The sequence below is a fragment of the Pseudoxanthomonas suwonensis genome, assembly GCF_010093235.1.
Taxonomy (GTDB): Bacteria; Pseudomonadota; Gammaproteobacteria; order Xanthomonadales; family Xanthomonadaceae; genus Pseudoxanthomonas; species Pseudoxanthomonas suwonensis.
Map to the genome: position 1 here is coordinate 61,440 of NZ_PDWP01000008.1, position 16,707 is coordinate 78,146.

The window sequence follows — 16,707 nt, forward strand, 5'->3', positions numbered from 1 at the left end:
TTGCCACGGAGGTGGAGCGTCTCATAGAGGACGTGTCCGCTGGACAGCTAGACCACGTACTACAAGAATCAACGGCATGCTCTCAGCGGCCCGGGTCATCTCAGGAGACAATCAGGGCGAGGATGACGCAGACGACTTGGGCATGTTCCACTAAGGAGGACACGTGGCTCATGATCGTGTAGCCAAGAGGAAGTTCTCTGAATTTCGAAACAGACTGCGCGGGGCTTGTCTTCTCGAACGCGTGCAGATCGAGCGGGATGGCGTACCAGCGGACGTCGTAGAAGGTCTGATCGCCCAGACGGCGCTCAGCACCTCAGTCTTCCGGTCCATCACCCGGATCCCGAAAGCCACCTACACCAAGGTGCTCCAGCAGCAGCAGCCCTTCCAAGGCGCAGTGGGCCATTCCATCGTTGGATTCATCGACCTCATCAACCTGGTTGAGGAGATGGTTCGCAGGGATCCGACTTGGGACGCAAAGGAATTCGATGCCGCAAAGTGGATCGCGAGTTGGATTCAACATCCTGTCTCAGCGCTGTGCGGGATGCGTCCTTATGAGCTTATGGACACACCTACGGGGAGAGAGATGGTCATGAGGGTTCTTCGCGCTGCCCAAGAGGGCGTCTATCTCTGAGACAGCGCACTCGGGAACTCAGGTGGTTGAGCGGGCATTTGCCAGAGCTGGATTGATGCGTTCCCCCGTCAGGTGGGAGTTTGAGTGAAATTAGCCTGTTTATCCAAAATCACTCAAATTCGTTCATCTGTTCAGGTAACAGCGGCCTAACTTCTAAGCCCTTTTCTGCGAGCGAAGCCGTAAGAATGCTTCGGCATCCGTGCACTTGTTGGTGAAACTGCGCCGCGAGGCCCCCTTGTGCCAAAAGACAGGGACGCCTTTGAGCCACGTAGATGCACACCTGTTTCGCATATTCCTTGGAATCCAGGTATCCGTCAGAGCCGCTTCAAGGCTAACAATTCAAATTCCACGTTGGGGGGCGGCACTCGTGAAGGCCATAATTTTCGATGCGTTTGGGACACTGGTGCGATTCGGAAGCAGACGCTCTCCGTATCGCCGCCTTATGAAGTGCTTAGCAGAGATGGGACGGAGCCCGCAGGCGGCTGACGCCGCGAACGTCATGTCCTCACCGCTCGACCTCGCTGGGGCAGCGGCCTTCTTTGGAATCCCCATACGCGAGCAACTCTTGGACGAGCTGCAATCAGATCTTAAGCACGAGCTGGATTCGATCGCAGTCTATGAGGATGCCCGGGCGACGGTTCGATCAGCCAAGGAGCGAGGATGGAAGGTAGGTATCTGCTCCAACCTCGCTCTGCCGTACGGCGAGCGACTCAAATGTTTGCTACCGGAGATGGACGCATACTCGCTGAGCTATGCCGTTGGGGCGATCAAGCCAGACCCGAGGATCTACCTCCACGCCTTGGACTCGCTGGGATGCTCAGCAGACGAGACCTTCTTCGTTGGAGATACGTTTGATGCGGACTACGTCGGCCCGACGAGCATCGGCATGCGTGCATGGCACCTTCAGCGCGCACAAGGCGACACGCTCTTAGGATTGGTGCGAGGATAGCGAGCCCCTCAGGGCCGCAACGTGGATTACGCGGCGAGCACCGCTAGAAGCACTGTGGTTAAGGCGACGACACTCCTACACAGGAAGTTCAGTTCCCTTCGTATGCTGGCGACGGGGCGACCATCGTGCTGTTGGATGTAAACGACGTCGCCCCACGCCCACCGAGCCAAGCGTCGCCGCCAACTTCGGAGTGTTGCCGCATCAATTGCCCTGGTTGCCCGGACCCGGATATGTGGATCCACCACGTACGATCTCTTGAATCGCGGATAGAAGTCTCTCTACTGGCGCCTCACGTCCGGGCAGTTGCGCCAACAAGTGTTCCAGTAGTGCTCGAGTCCGGTCTGCGGCTCCCGCCTCCACAACGGGATTAATTTGCAAAAATTTGCAAATACGTAGCACGTTCGGAGACAGAGTGGCCATCCGTCCGCGCTCAAATCGAGAGAGCTGCCCAGCATCAACTTTGGTCGCCGCAGCCAGGTGTTTCAACGTAAACCCCTGGCGCTTCCGAGCAACGCGCATCCTCGCACCGAGGAGCGCTGCATCTTCTGGCGAGTTGAAGCGATCGGCCATATATGCTAAATATTTGCATATTCAAAGCCCTTGCGCTAGCCATGGCCGTCTACGTAGATTCAGAAGCAATTCGCTGGAGAGGGCGTGAGTGGTGCCACATCGTGGCCGATTCGCTAGACGAGCTTCACGAGTTTGCGGCGCGCCTCGGCCTTCAGCGCCGCTGGTTCCAGAATCGCGGGCGATATCCGCACTATGACGTGACAATGGCTGTCCGCATGCGGGCTTTACGCTTGGGTGCCATTGATGCCGATCGCGCGACCGTGATCGCCTGTTGCAAGCGCAATCGCCTCGCAGAGCAGAGCTGAGCTCAAGCCACCAGGTCAAACGAGGATCGTGCATGACGCCTGCACTTCCGCAGCCCCAGCCGCTCTCGATTGCAGAGTACCTACTCAAGGCGCGCCGGACCAACAGGTTCGAAAGTAATCCAGAGGAATTCGACAACCTGCGGTTTGGCTACTTTGGCGAAACCGGTGGGCTCTTGGCCGCCGTTAAGAAGTCCGGCCGGGACCAGCTGTCTGAACCGCAAACCGCATCGGCCGCAGAAGAGCTAGGTGACGCTCTGTGGTATCTGACGAGCACTGCCCACTTCCTGGGAATCTCGGCTGACGAGCTCGGTGAGCATTGTCTAAAGCGGCTGCGGAGGAAGTTTGGGGACAACGACCGGCCTGCTGCACTACCAGTCACATTCAGGCATATCGACGCGCTGCTCGATATCTATAAGGAAAGCTGGGACCTTGATCGCACCCAGCAGCTCGGGGTGCTTGCGAATTCCGCTGGCAATCTGGCCAACATCTCTCTCACCAAGCTGCAGGCCATGAGTCCCCCGGCCCTGCGCGAACACTTCGGCGTCCTGATCTCTGAGTGGGCGGTCACTTGTGGTTGTTTCGCCTTGCGCACCGAAGACATCGCGCGATCAAACTTGGAGAAGATCAGTAGCCGTTGGCCAGGGGAGACGTTGGAGTACCCCGAACACTTTGACTCTACGGGGAAATTTCCAGCGCATGAGCAGTTCCCGAGGCGCTTTGATATTGAGTTTATTGAGCGGGATGATCACGTTGTCCAAAGCTTAAAGGGGGTCTTCATCGGGGACCGACTGACAGACAATAGCCATGAGCAAGATGACTACCGCTTCCACGACGTGTTCCATTTGGCCTATGTGGCCTACCTCGGATGGTCGCCGGTCTTCAGAGGATTGCTGAAGAGGAAGAGGAAGTCGCAACGCCGAATCGACGAAAACGAAGACGGCGCGCGGGCAATGATCATTGAAGAAGGCATCGCGACTTGGATCTTCAACCACGCGCGACGGTTCGACTTCTATGAGAACGTCGAGGTAGGGAAGCTGGACTACAGCCTGCTGAAGCAGATCCAGAGCATGGTCGAGGGCTACGAAGTTGCGAAGTGCAAGCTTTGGCAGTGGGAACTCGCTATCCTTAAGGGCTTCGAAGTGTTCCGTCTCCTGCGACAGCATCGTGGTGGCGTCGTTACGGTTGACATGGAAGAGCACACTCTCACCTTTCAGGCGCACCCGACAATCCGATGAATCCTGCAGCATTCGTAAAGGCGTTGGCCGGGCTACGGCTGGAAAACGTCTTCAATCCATATCGGGACGTATGTGAGGTCCACGATCGCGCGGATGCCGCAGAATCACGTCGACGGAACCTGAGAACGTACCTTGCGGCGTCCATTGAGTTGGGTGTGGATACGCTATGGATGGGACGCGACCTTGGCTACCGCGGCGGGCGTCGCACTGGCCTGGCGTTGACCGACGAGTATCACCTTCCGGAACTGGCGCAACTCTATCCGGGCTGCCAATCGCGCCAAGCCACGCACGGGCCTGCGGTTGCTGAGCGAACAGCTGCGGAAGTTTGGTCAGTTCTGCGGGCCGTCGAGGCGCCGCCACTTCTCTGGAACGTCTTCCCCTTCCATCCACACGAGCCTGGGAATCCCTTCACTAATCGCCGGTTCACGACGAGAGAGTTGGACGCCGTCTGCGACCTTAACAGCGCGCTCATCAGCTGGCTGAGGATCCGGCGAATCGTGGCGATAGGCCAAGATGCGGCCTCATACGCGCGGCTGTTCGGGGTGAAGGTGCTTACCGTGAGACACCCGAGTTACGGTGGCGTCCGGGAGTTCCGGGAAGGAATGCGGAGCATCTACGCGCTCCCAGACCGAACGACACCAGCAGCAGAACAGCCGTCCCTGCTTTAGGGAGGGGGCGCCCCTAAGCTCGCGAGCAGTGCGTTGGTGCGTCCAACGCCACCAAAAGCCTCCACATCCAGCTTTGCCAATGTACTCACGCACGTCAATTGTCCAACGGCGTACCCAGACTCAGCGGCCACGAAAGACTGCAGTTGGCTGAGGCCGATCAGATTCCCTAGTGCTCGGCGGCCGTAGTAGTGGCTCCGATAGATGGCAGTTAGATCGACGGCGTCGCGTGCCGGATTGAGCTTGAAGGTGAGATGGCTCAGGCAGGGAATATTGGTGTCAAGGCCGCCATCGCTCGACGGCGCGTAGATTGCAAGTTCACCGGCGACCTCACCGGCGACCTCACCGGCAACCTCACCATCTACAAGATCGGAAGGCTCGTGGACACCGAGCTCGTATGCAGAGGTGATCTTCCGTGTACCCGTCCTAGACCGCCTGAACTTCTGAACGATCGTATCCAGGGGATTGATCGACTCCGCCTTCTTGGGGTGCGGGCGCGACATGAGTCGCATGGCATATGTTCCCCAGGTATGTGGCTTCTGCCCCTTCTTCATGAGGGCCAAGTACTTATCGTAAAAGGCAGGGCACCCGTGGCGTGCGTAGAGCCGTTGGGGAAATATCGTCGCGGCCACGGTGTACACCCCAATGCCATCTCCTGTCGCGCGAAGCACGTTGTCAACGGCACTGATAACAGCTCGATCCTCAGGTCGGAGGGAGGATGGTGACTTGATCTCGAGCACGTAGTTGCGTGCGGTCCGAGAAGACTCAAGAGCCAAACTCTTCGTAGCCTCGAGCCACGCGGGTACAACCCTCTCAAATTCGAACAACTTCGCCATGTCTTAAGACCCCGAGAAAGCGCAGATTGCATGCACGCCCAGGTAGCGACCCGATACCCAGGCGCTCCCATTCTTGCCCCACCGAGCGCCCCAACTGTTCCGGATTAGGAAATGTGGTTCATTGCCATCCCAGCCAAGGCCAACTGCGGCAACTGCATGAAGTGCCAGGGGCTCGACTGGCTCAGGCTCAAAGGCAACCACATCTTCGATTGGATAGTAGAAGCTTCTTGTCAGGCGTAGACCAACACCGACCGGCACCAGTTGGCGCAAACGGTCGCATATGATGCTAGTGCTCACCGGTAACAAGCTGACACCCCGGCCATGCAGAGGAAGGGTACTAGGCGGCGCTAGGACAGGGGGCTCAGGTTCATGCGGCTGATAAGGAAAGTCATCCTCTACGGGTTGTCCCCTCGACACGGCGCGAAGCGCGGCACTCAATGGCACGCCATCCCCCGGCTTCCAGTCGCCTACGAGGTGAGCCGCTCCCACATACGCATACTCGGGACTCAGCGGAATGAGCTCTCGGAGGGTCCCGAGGTTCACTTCCGACAATGCAAATGCGATACACGTGGGGCGTGTCCCTTGGTCACGGGCCGCAAGCTCCGCCTGCGGTAGAACGATTTCCACCTGGATCGTCACGCGTCCAAGCTCCCCTCCAGCAGTTTCCGCTTGGCGATGCTGGTCAATCCCGGGGAAATCGCCTCAAACTGCGCTTTGGTTTCAAAACGGCTAGCGGGCTCTTCGTTCTCCCAGGGGCGTGTCTCCTTCATCGCGATGAGTGCAGCCACATCCGCCTTCGGCGCTTCATGCGAAACAAGGAACTCTGCCGCCCCTTCGCTTCCAAAAATCGGATCGGCATCGCGGTGCGGATCCGGAGAGACCGCGATAGGTCGGACATGGAAGCCCTCTGAGACCAACTCATCGATGGACCAGAGGTAACCAGCGCTTGCGTGACGCTTCAAGCGAACAACCAGCTGATCGCCGATTCGAGGCTCTAGCACGCAGTTGCGATCCCCTTCTTCAATGAGCCAGACGTCCTTATGCAGGTCAATGTCGTGGCTTTCCAGGATGTCCTTCTTGATCTCCGCAGGGCGAACCTGGAGCAACGAGGTCGCATCAGTGCGTGAAATAAGCTGATGCCTCACCAAAGACCAAATGGTTGCCGAATAGCTGATGCCGAGCCGGAGAGCGAGCTGATAGAGGACGACTGGATGCCTAACAGTATGTGTCGTCCATTGCCTGCGCCGCATGTTGGCTGCGAGAAGACGGCGCGGCACCATCAACTGATACGAGAACCAGTCGGCCTCTATTTCCTGCCTACTGGCAGTTGAGCCGTAATCGAGTGACTCATCCCCAGTGGAACTGTGTCCCATAAAATAGTGCCCAAGTTCGTGGGCGCAAGTCATGTGAATAAGCCCCGCAGGACGCTCGGAGTTGATCAGGATTCCGGACCGTTCGTCGCGGATGAACGCACCCAAGAGCTTTTCTAAGGGGCGTAGGAGGACGGTCACCTGCGCATTCAAGGCGACGAGAAACGGATCGACGCGTGTGTAGCCGTCCTGCTCCACCCGCTCCTTGGCTCCCGATTCCCGATAAACCTCGAAGGCACGAGCGGTAGCATCCTTGATGTGTGGGAGCATTCCCTACTCCTTATGGACGGTCCTGGGTGCCTGCTTGAGGAACTCCGCAAAGCGAGCCACTTCGTCCAAGTCGCGGTCCGACAAGCCTTTGATCGCGCGAGCGAGGAACGCGAGCTGCTCCGGTGCACTCGAAGCGGGTTCGATCCCGGTCAGGAGATACTCCATGCTCCTCCGATAGAGGCGTGCCAAGGCACTGAGCTCCGTAGACTGGACCTTGCGGGCGCCGGCTTCCATCTTGGTCACTGCAGGCCTGGAGACGCCCAGCGCGGCGGCAACTTCCTCCTGAGTCAAGCCCACGTACTCGCGTGCCAAACGCAGCCGTTCGCCCATTTCCACCCGGTCGCTGTCCAGATCTGAGCTAGTCATCGGGATGCTCTTGAAGGTAGCCAAGTACGGCCGAAGTTAGGTGCTTCACGAAGTCGTCTTTGGAAGCGTACCCACCCTTCTGAATCAGCAGGTCTGCTGGAAGCTTTCGCTGCACGAGGGTGTCTATCTGAAGCAAGACCTCGACAGCGGTGAGGGAGTCGAGTGGCGCGCCTACCAATCCAGACGTGTTAGTGGGGTCTTCTCCGCCATCTATGGCCATCTCGTCCCAGAACTGCTCAAGAACAGCCTCTATCTCTGCCTTTTGGTCCCCCATGGCGCCTCCCAATGATCCGTGATCGTACATGGATGTACTAAAACCGTACCACGGCTGGGGGCTGACGCAAAATTAGGGGGCCGGCGATCTTGCCGGCCGCGCCATGCCGCTCGCCCCTCAGGGCTTTCCAGGAACTGAAGCCCCTTACGGCAAGTGAGGCCCTTCTCATGGTTGCGGTCTTGCCCCATAGTGACCTCTGGCAGCATTACAAACCCCGCAGCGGCATCCATGAACAGAAAAGTTCCGGTGTCATATATTGCTGGTGTTCGTACTGCTTCGCCCGGCCCTCGCACGCCTACCTCAACCTGTCCCCGGGCCTGGACTTCGAGACGAAGATCTTCGCCAAGACCAATGCCCCGGACCTTCTGCGCAGGGAGCTGGTGCGCCCCGGCTACCGACCCAGTCCGATCGCCCTGGGCATCAACACGGACGCCTACCAGCCGCTGGAGCGGAAGCTGCAGCTGACCCGGCGGCTGATGGAAGTGCTGGTGGAGTGCCGGCATCCCTTCACCCTGATCACCAAGAACGCGCTCATCGAGCGCGACCTGGACCTGCTGCGGGAGGCCGCGAAGCAGGAGCTGGTGCACGTGCACTTCTCGGTGACCACGCTCGATCCGCACCTCAGCGCCAGGCTGGAGCCACGTGCCGCGGCCCCGCATGCGCGCCTGCGGGCGATGCGGAACCTGCACGAGGCCGGCGTACCGGTCGGGGTGATGTTCGCGCCGGCGATTCCCTGGGTGAACGACCACGAGCTGGAACGGGTACTGGAAGCGGCGCGTGAGGCCGGCGCCAGCAGTGCCGGCTACGTGCTGTTGCGCCTGCCCCACGAGGTCGCGCCGCTGTTCCGCGACTGGCTGCAGGCGCACGTGCCGGACCGCGCGGAGCACGTGATGAGCACGGTGCAGCAGATGCGTGGTGGGCGCGACTACGACCCGGGCTTTGGCACGCGCATGCGCGGGCAGGGCCGCTACGCCGACCTGCTGGAGCAGCGTTTCGCCCTGGCCTGGCGGCGTTTCGGCTACGCCACCGCGCGCCAGCGCCCGCTGGACTGCAGCGGCTTCCAGCCGCCACGGCCGCCCTCGCCGCAGGGGGAGCTGTTCTGAAGCGGCGCGCGTGCGGTCATGGCCTGGTGACCGGGTAGGCCAGCAGGATCACCAGGTCGTCCTCCCCCGCCTGTTCGATCGCATGGGTGCTGCCGGGCCTGGTCAGCATGGCGTCGCCCGGACCCACGTCGTGCACCTTGCCGTCCAGCACGTAGCGGCCACGGCCGGCGAGCACGTAGTAGATCTCGTCCTTGTGGTGCTGGTGCAGGCCGATGCCGGCGCCCTTGTGCAGCACGCGCTTGCGCATCACGAAGGAGAGGCCGTCGGCATCGGCGAACAGCGGATAGGCGGTGGTGCTGCCGGCGCCGCCGTGCGGACCGGGCTGGGCGCGGGCCAGCGCCGCCTCGTTCACCACCTGCGAAGGACGCGGCTGGGCGGCTGCATCCTGCCGCGCGGTGGCCGGGGCGCCGCAGTCAGTGTCGCGCACCACGTGCCGTTCCAGCGCCGGATCCAGCGTCTTCCAGTCGCGCACCACCAGGCACGCGACCATCGTCGCGCCGGCCGCCGAAAAGTGGGTGTCGTCGGCGATGCCGCGTTCCGGCACGTGCTCGTAATAGGCGCGCGAGGCTTCCTCGCCGAGCGCGCGGACCCAGTCGCGGCTGCTGGCGTTGAGGTCGACCAGCGCCACCTGCTCGCGCCGGGCCAGCTCGCGCATGGCATCGGTGTAGCGGGCGTGGGTGTCCAGCAGCGAGCCGAAGCTCCAGATCCGCCGGGTCACCGGGGTGATCAGTACCGGCGTGGCACCGCGCGTGCGCGCCAGCTCCACGTAGCGCATGAGCCAGCGCGGGTATTCCTCGCGCGGTTCGGTGTAGCGGCCGGGGTCTTCCTGCTTGGCGTCGTTGTGCCCGAACTGCACCAGCAGCACGTCGCCGCGGCGCAGCTCGCGGGCGATGGCATCCAGCCGGCCTTCGGCGATGAAGCTGCGCGAGCTGCGCCCGCCGATGGCGTGGTTGCGCACCTCGAACGCACCCGGGTCCAGGAAACCCTGCAGGTGCTGGCCCCAGCCGTTGCGCGGCGCGCGCGCGGGGCCGTACCCGGCGGCGGTGGAACCGGCGGCGATGAACACCCGCCGCGGCGGGGGCGCCGCGCCCGCCAGCAGCGGCACGGCCAGCAGGAGCAGGGTGGCAATGCGGGGCAGGATGCTCATGGGGCCTCCCAGGGATGCCAGGCAGTCGGTGCCTGGCATCGGGACCTGGCCCGGCCGCGGAGAGAGAGGGTGGACGTCGCCTCTCGCCAGGCGGCGCCCACACGACCGCGGCCAGGTCCCTTCCAAAGCCAGGGCGAAGGCGGACGGCGGCGGCCGTCCGCACCGGCTTCAGCGCGCCAGCCAGCCGCCGTCGCCCGGGATCACCGCGCCGTTGACGTAGTCCGAGGCGCGGCTGGCCAGGAACACCGCCGTGCCGCCCAGGTCCGCCGGCACGCCCCAGCGGCCGGCCGGGATGCGGTCGAGGATCGCCTTGCTGCGCTCCTCGTCGGCGCGCAGCTGCGCGGTGTTGTCGGTGGCCATGTAGCCCGGGGCGATGGCGTTGATGTTGATGCCCTTGCCCGCCCACTCGTTGGCCAGCAGCCGGGTGATGCCGGCGATGCCGCTCTTGGAAGCGGTGTACGAGGCCACGCGGATGCCGCCCTGGAACGACAGCATCGAGGCGATGTTGATGATCTTGCCGCTGCCCTGGGCGATGAAGCGTCGGCCTGCGGCCTGCGACATGAAGAACGCGGACTTGATGTTGACGTTCATGACGTCGTCCCAGTCCTTCTCGCTGAAGTCCACCGCGTCGGCGCGGCGGATCAGGCCGGCGTTGTTGACCAGGATGTCCAGGCCGCCGAGGCCGGCGACGGTTTCCTCGACCAGGCGCGCGACCGGCTCGATCGAGATCAGGTTGGCTTCCAGGTTGAGGAAGCGGCGGCCCAGCGCACGCACCTTCTCGCCGGTTTCCTCGGCCGCGACGATGCCGGCGGCGGCGATGTCGGCGCCGGCTTCGGCCAGCGCCAGCGCGATGCCCTGGCCCAGGCCGGTGTTGGCGCCGGTGACCAGCGCGACCTTGCCTTCCAGACTGAACGGGTTGTTTGCCATGAGCGGTCCTCGGTTCTGGCCGGCGGCGTCATGGCCGCCGGATGCATGGGAAGCCGGGGGGTGTCCCGGCGCATCGGGAGCTGCGCCGGCGGTCCACCGGCGAGGGGCGCCGCCGGCGGGCGGCGGCGCGGGCATTACTTGAGCTGGCAGATGTCCAGCACGTGCATGTCGGTGTAGTCCAGGTTCTCGCCGCCCATCGCCCAGATGAAGGCGTAGTTGGAGGTTCCCGATCCCATGTGGATCGACCACGGCGGCGAGACCACGGCCTCGTCGTTGCGCATGACGATGTGCCGCTGCTGGTCCGGCTGGCCCATGAAGTGGTAGACGCGGTCGTCCGCGCCCAGGTCGAAGTAGAAATAGACCTCGCTGCGGCGGTCGTGCAGGTGCGGCGGCATGGTGTTCCACACGCTGCCCGGCTTGAGCACGGTCAGGCCCAGCAGCAGCTGCGAGGACTGGCAGGTGGACGGCACGATGAACTGGTAGATGGTGCGCTCGTTGCTGGTCTCCAGCGCGCCGCGGTCCAGGGCCACGGCGTCCTTGATCGACAGCTTCTTCGTCTCGAAGCGGGCGTGCGCCGGGGTCGAGGCGAGGTAGAACTTGGCCGGGCTGGATGCGTCGGCCGAGGAGAAGCTGACCTCCTCGCTGCCCATGGCCACGTACAGGCCGTCCTTCGGGCCAAGCACGTACTCGGTGCCGTCGACGGTCACCGTGCCGGTGCCGGCGCCGACGTTGATCACGCCCAGCTCGCGGCGCTCCAGGAACGGCTTGCCCGCGGCCGAGGCCGGCTCGACCTGGCGCGGCAGCGACACGGTCTTGCCAACCGGGGCGGCACCGCCGATCACGAAGCGCTCGTAATGGGTGTAGTTCAGGCGGACCTCGTCGGCGGCGAACAGCTCGCCGATCAGGTACAGGTCGCGCAGCTCGTCGTTGCTGGCGCCCTGCATCACGCCGGGATGAGTCGCGTAATAGGTCTTCTGGTACATCGGTACGGCTCCTGGCAAGCGGGGGACCGGGGGCGGTCCCTATCCATCGCGGATGATTCTAGGCCTTCTGGTAACCGGTGTCATTCTGCGCTGCGCCATTCCGCGCGGGGCGCGGGAAGGCAGGGGGAAAGCCGCCTCAGGGCGGTGGCTGGCAGGAGTCGCGGACGATCAGGTGCGGGCGCACGCTGGCAACCGCCAGCGGGGCGGTATCGGTGCGGATCAGGGTTCCGGCGGCGATCCGGCCGGTGTCGCGGGTATGCCGGCGGACCGAGGTCAGCGACGGCCACAGGCGCGAGGCCAGCGGGCTGTCGTCGTAGCCGACCACCGACAGGTCGCGCGGGATGCTGATGCCCGCGCGCAGTGCGACCTTGTACACGCCGGCCGCCATCTCGTCGTTGCCGCAGAAGATCGCGGTCGGGCGCTGCCTGGCCGCGAACAGCTTCTCGGCCGCGGCCACGCCGGACTCGAAGGTGTAGCTGGCCTCGATGATGCGCGCCTTCGGCACCTCCACGCCGCGCTGGGCCAGGGTGTCGAGGAAGCCGTTGGTGCGTTCGATGGCCGAGCGGTAGGTCAGCGGGCCGGTGATCAGGGCGATGTCGCGGTGGCCGAGGGTCAGCAGGTAGTCGGCCGCCTCGACCGCACCCTCGCGGTCGTGGGTGACGATCATGCGGCCGTCGTTGTCCTCGAAGCCCACCGGCACGATGCGGCTGTAGCGGCAGCCCAGTTCGGCCAGCATGTCCGCGAGCTTCTGGTCCTCCGAGGCGCGCGGCACCAGCATCACCCCGTGCAGCTTCTGCTGCTGGACGAAGCGGCGCACCCCGTCGATGTAATTCGGCGTGCGGCTGTCGCAGGGGTGCACCACCAGCTCGAAGCCCGAATCGCGCAGCGCGTCCAGCGCGCCGTACTGCATGTCGACGATGTACTGCGCGGTCGGGTTGTCGTAGACCATGCCGATCAGGAACGAGCGCCGGAACGCCAGCCCGCGGGCCAGCGGGTCGGGCGTGTAGCCGACTTCCCGCATCAGCGCCTCGACCTTCTCGCGGGTGTCCTTGCGGACCAGGGGCGAGTTGTTGATGATCCGCGAAACGGTCTTCTTCGACACCCCCGCCAGGCGGGCGATGTCGTTGATGGTGGCTGCCTTGCCGGAGGGAATCCGGGAGGCCGTATCTGGGCTCTTGCGCGCGGGCATGTTCGGCTTCACGGGAATATCGGTTGGATTCTAGCCGGAGCCGCGGCCCGGCGAGGGGCGGGGCACGCCAGGCGGCCCGCGGCGGCCGGGCTTGCCGCCGTCCCGGGCGCCCGGATCAGCCCCGCAGCAGGGCCGGCAGCCACAGCGACAGCTGCGGGAAGAACGCCACCACCAGCAGCACGCCCAGCCCGGCCAGCCAGAACGGCCAGATCGAGCGCATGGCCTGGCCGACGCTGATCTTGCCGATGGCCGTGCCGATGAACAGGACCGAGCCCACCGGCGGGGTGACCAGGCCCAGGCCGCCGGTCAGCACCAGGACCAGGCCGAAGTGGATCGGGGCGATCCCGTAGGCGCGCGCCACCGGCAGGAAGATCGGGGTGCAGATCAGGATCATCGGCGCCAGGTCCATGAAGGTGCCCAGCAGCAGCAGCATGACCACGATCATCAGCAGCACCGCGTACTTGCTGTGCGCGATCGACTGCAGGAACTCCACCGCCGCCGCCGGTACCTGCAGGTAGGCCAGCAGCCAGCCGAACACGGCCGCGGTGGCGATCACGAACAGGATCACGCCGGTGCTGCGCGCCGCGTGCACCACGGTCTCGAGGAACTCCTTCAGCCGCAGCTGGCGGTACAGGACGATGGTCACCAGCAGGGCGTAGACCACGGCGATGGCCGCCGACTCGACCGCGGTGAAGATGCCGGCGCGGATGCCGACGAAGATCAGGGTCACCAGGCCCAGGCCCGGCAGCGCCGCGACCAGCCGCAGCAACACCGCGCGCCAGCCCGGGAACAGCTCCACGCCGTAGCCGCGGCGGCGCGCGACCAGGTAGCCGGTGGTCATCAGCGTGGCGGTCATCATCAGCGCCGGGACGATGCCCGCGGCGAACAGGTCGGCGATCGACAGGCCGCCGCCGGCCGCGGCCGAGAACAGGATCAGGTTGTGCGAGGGCGGCACCAGCAGCGCGACCAGCGCCGCGGTGATGCTGACGTTGACCGCGAAGTCCCGGTCGTAGCCGCGCTTGACCATCTGCGGGATCATCGTGCCGCCGACCGCGGACACGTCGGCGATGGCCGAGCCGGACACGCCGCCGAAGAACAGCGAGGACAGGATCGAGACCTGGCCCAGGCCACCACGCATGCGTCCCACCAGGGAGGCGGCCAGCGCGATCAGGCGTTCGGAAATGCCGCCGCGCATCATGATCTCGCCGGCGAAGATGAACAGCGGGATCGCGATCAGCGAGGCCGAGCCGGTGCCGGCCGACACCTGCTGGACCAGCACCACCGAGGGCAGGTCCAGGTACAGCAGGGTCGCCAGCGCCGCCGCGGCCAGCGCGAACGCCACCGGCACGCCGATCACCAGCAGCACGGCGAACACCAGGAACAGCAGGGCGATGGCCATCAGCGGTCTCCTTCCATGGCGGCGGCCTGGTGCGGCAGCAATGCCAGCGCCAGCCGGTTGAGCGCGAACAGCACCATCAGCGCGCCGCCGGCGGCCAGCGGGAGGTAGTTGATGCTTTGCGGCAGGGCCGCGCCGGCAGCCTTGATGTGCAGGCCGTCCAGCAGCAGCACCGAGGCCCACCACGCCAGCACCGCGCCGATCGTGGCCACCACCAGCTGCACCACCACGTCGATCGCGGTCCGCATGCCCGGGCGCACGTGGTCGTGCAGCAGGAAGAAGCCGAAGTGGCGGTTGGTGTGCACGCCGGTGGCCGCGCCCAGGCTCATGGCGGTGGCCAGCAGCAGCAGGGTCACCGGCTCGGTCCAGCTCGGCGAGTCGTTGAGCACGTAGCGGGCGAACACCTGCCAGCCCTGCACCACCACCAGCCCGAGCAGGGCGGCGGCGGCGATGCCGATGGCGACGGTGGCGATCAGGTCCAGGACGCGCTGGGCGCCGGTGGGCGGGACGGTCACGGGTTCGGACATCGCGGGTTCCAGGAAGGGGTTCAGGCGAGCGCGCGGATGCGCTGGTGCAGGCCGGCGATGGCCGGGTCGCGCAGGTACTGCTCGAGCAGCGGGCGCGCGGCGGCGCGGAACGCATCCATGTCGACCTCGTTTGCCTGCACGCCGGCGGCCAGCACGGCCTGGCGCGCGCGCTCCTCGGAGGCGTCCCAGTGCCGGCGCATGACGTCGACCGAGGCGCGCGCGGTTTCCAGCAGCAGGCGGCGGTCCGGCGGCGACAGCGCCTCGAAGGTCCTGCGCGACACCAGCAGGATGTCGGGCGCGTGCGAGTGCCCGGTCTCCGACCAGAAGCGCGCGGCTTCGAAGTGGCGGCTGGAGTGGAAGCTGCGCATGTTGTTCTCGGCGCCGTCGATCATGTGCGTCTCCATGCCGGAGAACGTGTCGCCGAGCGACATCGGCGTCGGGTTGGCGCCGAGCAGGCGCACCAGCTGGATGAAGATGTCCGAGGAGGCCACGCGCAGCTTGAGGCCGTGCAGGTCCCGTGGCACCACGATCGGGTGCTTGGTGTTGTAGAAGCAGCGGGCGCCGCTGTCGTAGACCGCCAGGCCGACCAGGTCGCGGCTCTCGAACCCGCGCAGCACTTCGTCGGCCACGCCGTTGTCCAGCGCGTGGCGCATGTGCTGCACCGAGTCGAACACGTACGGCAGGCACAGGGCGCGGGTCAGCGGGAACGCGTTGTTGAGCGCGCCGGAATACACGCGGGTGATGTCGATGGCGCCGAAGCGCGCCATGTCGATCGCCTCGCTCTCGCGGCCCAGCTGGCCGGAGTGGTACAGGCGGATGTCGAGGCGGCCACCGGTCCGTTCGCGCAGGGCCTGGCCGATCCCGCGCACCGCTTCCACGGTCGGGTAGTCGGACACATGCACGTCGGTGGCGGTCAGCACCCGCGCGCCCTCGCCGGCGCCGCTGGCGGCGGCCAGCAGCCGGCCCGGCGCGGCCAGCGGCAGGGCACAGGCCCAAGCCCCGGCCAGCAGCAGGCGGCGCCGGGTCAGCCCCTTCATGCCGGATCCTCGCCCGCCGAGGCCACGGCGACGCAGCGCAGCGTGGCATGGCCGTCGAACACCACCGTGCCGGTCTGGCCGACGCCGATGTCGTGGATGCCGGTTGCGTTGCCGGTGGCGATCAGCTCGCCGCGCCGCAGCGGCCGGCCGCGCCGCGCGGAGCGGGCCAGGGCGAAGGCGAAGGCCGCGCGCAGGCCACCCGGCAGGCGGCTGGCGCCGCCGCTGCCGACGGCCTGCCCGTCAATCGAGGTGTCGGCCAGCAGGCTGGCTTCGTCCAGCGTCGTCCAGTCCGGGATTTCCGGACCCAGCAGCAGCCCGTTGTTGTTGCCGAAGTCGCACACGACCACGCGCGGGCCGAGCTCGTTGATCGTGGCCAGCGGGCTGCTGGCGATCTCGATGCCGGCGAACAGGGTGGACGGCAGCGCCGCGGCCTCGTCCGGGGTCCATTCCAGCTTGTCGGCGGGCGCGTCGGCGTCCAGGCGCAGCACGTACTCGGCCTCGATCGCCGCGAACCCGCCGGCGAACACCGGGACCTGCTCCGTACCACCGGTAGCAATCCAGAGGTGGCGGGCGAAGATCGGGCCCAGCAGGCGCTCGTCGCCGGAGCCGTCGCGGCGTTCGGGCGCGATGTAGCCGACCTTCCAGCCGACCACCCGGTCGGGCCAGCGGGCGATGGCCGCGTCCTGGACCCGGTAGGCGGTCATCAGGTCCGCGGGGATGTCCCCGGGGAATGCCGGCAGCGAGGCGCCGCGGCTGCGGGCGGTGGTGAAGCGTTCGGCGATCGCCGCCAGTTCCGGTGGCAGTCCGCCGGTTCCATTGCCGTGCTCGGTGCTCAAGGCGCCTCCGATGTCCAATGCGAATGCATGCTGCGCCGCCAGACGACGGCGCTCGAGAAGCGGTATATGGTAAACCGGTGTCATGTAGCAA

The 16,707-nt window shown here is 65.2% G+C and carries 18 protein-coding genes and 1 pseudogene; 5 read left to right on the plus strand and 14 right to left on the minus strand.

Annotation, left to right across the window (positions count from 1 at the left end):
• The first annotated feature begins 163 nt into the window (after positions 1 to 163).
• Complete coding sequence (locus CSC68_RS05230) at positions 164 to 631, plus strand: antitoxin Xre/MbcA/ParS toxin-binding domain-containing protein (RefSeq protein ID WP_162202480.1); 468 nt, start codon at positions 164 to 166, stop codon at positions 629 to 631.
• A 367-nt stretch (positions 632 to 998) separates the two neighbouring features.
• Entirely contained in the window at positions 999 to 1,580 is a 582-nt protein-coding gene (locus CSC68_RS05235) for an HAD family hydrolase (protein ID WP_281353807.1), read from the plus strand.
• Between the two features lie 201 nt (positions 1,581 to 1,781).
• Here the strand turns inward: CSC68_RS05235 and CSC68_RS16145 are convergent, their stop codons facing one another.
• Positions 1,782 to 2,150 (minus strand): helix-turn-helix domain-containing protein, encoded by a 369-nt coding sequence (locus CSC68_RS16145; protein WP_162202482.1) that lies wholly within the window; start codon positions 2,148 to 2,150, stop codon positions 1,782 to 1,784.
• Positions 2,151 to 2,191: 41 nt separating this feature from the next.
• On the opposite strand from CSC68_RS16145, the gene CSC68_RS05245 reads away from it, so the two are divergent.
• Together CSC68_RS05245 and CSC68_RS05250 are read left to right on the plus strand one after the other, a co-directional pair.
• Positions 2,192 to 2,455: a DUF4031 domain-containing protein gene (locus CSC68_RS05245; protein ID WP_162202483.1), complete on the plus strand. Its 264-nt coding sequence runs from the start codon at positions 2,192 to 2,194 to the stop codon at positions 2,453 to 2,455.
• A 32-nt stretch (positions 2,456 to 2,487) separates the two neighbouring features.
• Entirely contained in the window at positions 2,488 to 3,690 is a 1,203-nt protein-coding gene (locus tag CSC68_RS05250) for a nucleoside triphosphate pyrophosphohydrolase family protein (RefSeq protein WP_162202484.1), read from the plus strand.
• A 664-nt stretch (positions 3,691 to 4,354) separates the two neighbouring features.
• Here CSC68_RS05250 and CSC68_RS05255 read toward each other — a convergent pair.
• From CSC68_RS05255 to CSC68_RS05275, 5 genes are read right to left on the minus strand one after another with little or no spacing between them, the layout of a single operon-like run.
• Positions 4,355 to 5,191: a thymidylate synthase family protein gene (locus CSC68_RS05255; RefSeq protein WP_162202485.1), complete on the minus strand. Its 837-nt coding sequence runs from the start codon at positions 5,189 to 5,191 to the stop codon at positions 4,355 to 4,357.
• Positions 5,192 to 5,194: 3 nt separating this feature from the next.
• On the minus strand, positions 5,195 to 5,830 hold the full coding sequence (locus CSC68_RS16150) for a C1 family peptidase (RefSeq protein ID WP_425501205.1): 636 nt from the start codon (positions 5,828 to 5,830) through the stop codon (positions 5,195 to 5,197).
• Positions 5,827 to 6,831, minus strand: coding sequence for an ImmA/IrrE family metallo-endopeptidase (locus CSC68_RS05265; protein ID WP_162202487.1), 1,005 nt, complete (start codon positions 6,829 to 6,831; stop codon positions 5,827 to 5,829). The genes CSC68_RS16150 and CSC68_RS05265 overlap by 4 nt, the downstream gene beginning before the upstream one ends.
• Before the next feature lie 3 nt (positions 6,832 to 6,834).
• Positions 6,835 to 7,221, minus strand: coding sequence for a helix-turn-helix domain-containing protein (locus CSC68_RS05270; protein ID WP_211365688.1), 387 nt, complete (start codon positions 7,219 to 7,221; stop codon positions 6,835 to 6,837).
• Positions 7,190 to 7,471 (minus strand): hypothetical protein, encoded by a 282-nt coding sequence (locus CSC68_RS05275; RefSeq protein WP_162202488.1) that lies wholly within the window; start codon positions 7,469 to 7,471, stop codon positions 7,190 to 7,192. Before CSC68_RS05275 ends, CSC68_RS05270 begins: the two co-directional genes overlap by 32 nt.
• Positions 7,472 to 7,734: 263 nt before the next feature.
• Between CSC68_RS05275 and CSC68_RS05280 the strand changes: the two are divergent.
• Positions 7,735 to 8,574: pseudogene (locus CSC68_RS05280) on the plus strand (PA0069 family radical SAM protein); the annotation flags it as partial.
• Positions 8,575 to 8,590: 16 nt separating this feature from the next.
• Here the strand turns inward: CSC68_RS05280 and CSC68_RS05285 are convergent.
• The 8 genes from CSC68_RS05285 to CSC68_RS05320 all read right to left on the minus strand — a co-directional run bounded on the left by CSC68_RS05285 (position 8,591) and on the right by CSC68_RS05320 (position 16,616).
• On the minus strand, positions 8,591 to 9,721 hold the full coding sequence (locus CSC68_RS05285; RefSeq protein WP_162202489.1) for a GDSL-type esterase/lipase family protein: 1,131 nt from the start codon (positions 9,719 to 9,721) through the stop codon (positions 8,591 to 8,593).
• A gap of 168 nt (positions 9,722 to 9,889) precedes the next feature.
• Positions 9,890 to 10,648, minus strand: a complete 759-nt coding sequence (gene kduD, locus CSC68_RS05290) for a 2-dehydro-3-deoxy-D-gluconate 5-dehydrogenase KduD (RefSeq protein ID WP_162202490.1) — start codon at positions 10,646 to 10,648, stop codon at positions 9,890 to 9,892.
• Between the two features lie 134 nt (positions 10,649 to 10,782).
• Positions 10,783 to 11,631, minus strand: a complete 849-nt coding sequence (gene kduI, locus CSC68_RS05295; protein ID WP_013533712.1) for a 5-dehydro-4-deoxy-D-glucuronate isomerase — start codon at positions 11,629 to 11,631, stop codon at positions 10,783 to 10,785.
• Between the two features lie 136 nt (positions 11,632 to 11,767).
• Positions 11,768 to 12,820, minus strand: coding sequence for a LacI family DNA-binding transcriptional regulator (locus CSC68_RS05300; RefSeq protein ID WP_125165261.1), 1,053 nt, complete (start codon positions 12,818 to 12,820; stop codon positions 11,768 to 11,770).
• 115 nt (positions 12,821 to 12,935) lie between these two features.
• Positions 12,936 to 14,219, minus strand: coding sequence for a TRAP transporter large permease (locus tag CSC68_RS05305; RefSeq protein ID WP_162202491.1), 1,284 nt, complete (start codon positions 14,217 to 14,219; stop codon positions 12,936 to 12,938).
• Complete coding sequence (locus tag CSC68_RS05310; protein WP_013533715.1) at positions 14,219 to 14,743, minus strand: TRAP transporter small permease; 525 nt, start codon at positions 14,741 to 14,743, stop codon at positions 14,219 to 14,221. The genes CSC68_RS05305 and CSC68_RS05310 overlap by 1 nt, the downstream gene beginning before the upstream one ends.
• Positions 14,744 to 14,763: 20 nt before the next feature.
• Positions 14,764 to 15,780 carry a TRAP transporter substrate-binding protein gene (locus CSC68_RS05315; RefSeq protein WP_162202492.1) on the minus strand — a complete coding sequence of 339 codons (1,017 nt, stop codon included), beginning with the start codon at positions 15,778 to 15,780 and terminating at the stop codon, positions 14,764 to 14,766.
• Positions 15,777 to 16,616, minus strand: a complete 840-nt coding sequence (locus tag CSC68_RS05320) for a 2-keto-4-pentenoate hydratase (protein WP_211365689.1) — start codon at positions 16,614 to 16,616, stop codon at positions 15,777 to 15,779. Before CSC68_RS05320 ends, CSC68_RS05315 begins: the two co-directional genes overlap by 4 nt.
• Positions 16,617 to 16,707: the final 91 nt, after the last annotated feature.

What these genes read in the sequence shown, in the direction of transcription:
- CSC68_RS16145 (WP_162202482.1), bottom strand. Translation starts at nt 2,150, where the DNA reads ATGGCCGATCGCTTCAACTCGCCAGAAGATGCAGCGCTCCTCGGTGCG.
- CSC68_RS05245 (WP_162202483.1), top strand. Translation starts at nt 2,192, where the DNA reads ATGGCCGTCTACGTAGATTCAGAAGCAATTCGCTGGAGAGGGCGTGAG.
- CSC68_RS05250 (WP_162202484.1), top strand. Translation starts at nt 2,488, where the DNA reads ATGACGCCTGCACTTCCGCAGCCCCAGCCGCTCTCGATTGCAGAGTAC.
- CSC68_RS05255 (WP_162202485.1), bottom strand. Translation starts at nt 5,191, where the DNA reads ATGGCGAAGTTGTTCGAATTTGAGAGGGTTGTACCCGCGTGGCTCGAG.
- CSC68_RS05265 (WP_162202487.1), bottom strand. Translation starts at nt 6,831, where the DNA reads ATGCTCCCACACATCAAGGATGCTACCGCTCGTGCCTTCGAGGTTTAT.
- CSC68_RS05275 (WP_162202488.1), bottom strand. Translation starts at nt 7,471, where the DNA reads ATGGGGGACCAAAAGGCAGAGATAGAGGCTGTTCTTGAGCAGTTCTGG.
- CSC68_RS05285 (WP_162202489.1), bottom strand. Translation starts at nt 9,721, where the DNA reads ATGAGCATCCTGCCCCGCATTGCCACCCTGCTCCTGCTGGCCGTGCCG.
- kduD (WP_162202490.1), bottom strand. Translation starts at nt 10,648, where the DNA reads ATGGCAAACAACCCGTTCAGTCTGGAAGGCAAGGTCGCGCTGGTCACC.
- kduI (WP_013533712.1), bottom strand. Translation starts at nt 11,631, where the DNA reads ATGTACCAGAAGACCTATTACGCGACTCATCCCGGCGTGATGCAGGGC.
- CSC68_RS05300 (WP_125165261.1), bottom strand. Translation starts at nt 12,820, where the DNA reads ATGCCCGCGCGCAAGAGCCCAGATACGGCCTCCCGGATTCCCTCCGGC.
- CSC68_RS05305 (WP_162202491.1), bottom strand. Translation starts at nt 14,219, where the DNA reads ATGGCCATCGCCCTGCTGTTCCTGGTGTTCGCCGTGCTGCTGGTGATC.
- CSC68_RS05310 (WP_013533715.1), bottom strand. Translation starts at nt 14,743, where the DNA reads ATGTCCGAACCCGTGACCGTCCCGCCCACCGGCGCCCAGCGCGTCCTG.
- CSC68_RS05315 (WP_162202492.1), bottom strand. Translation starts at nt 15,780, where the DNA reads ATGAAGGGGCTGACCCGGCGCCGCCTGCTGCTGGCCGGGGCTTGGGCC.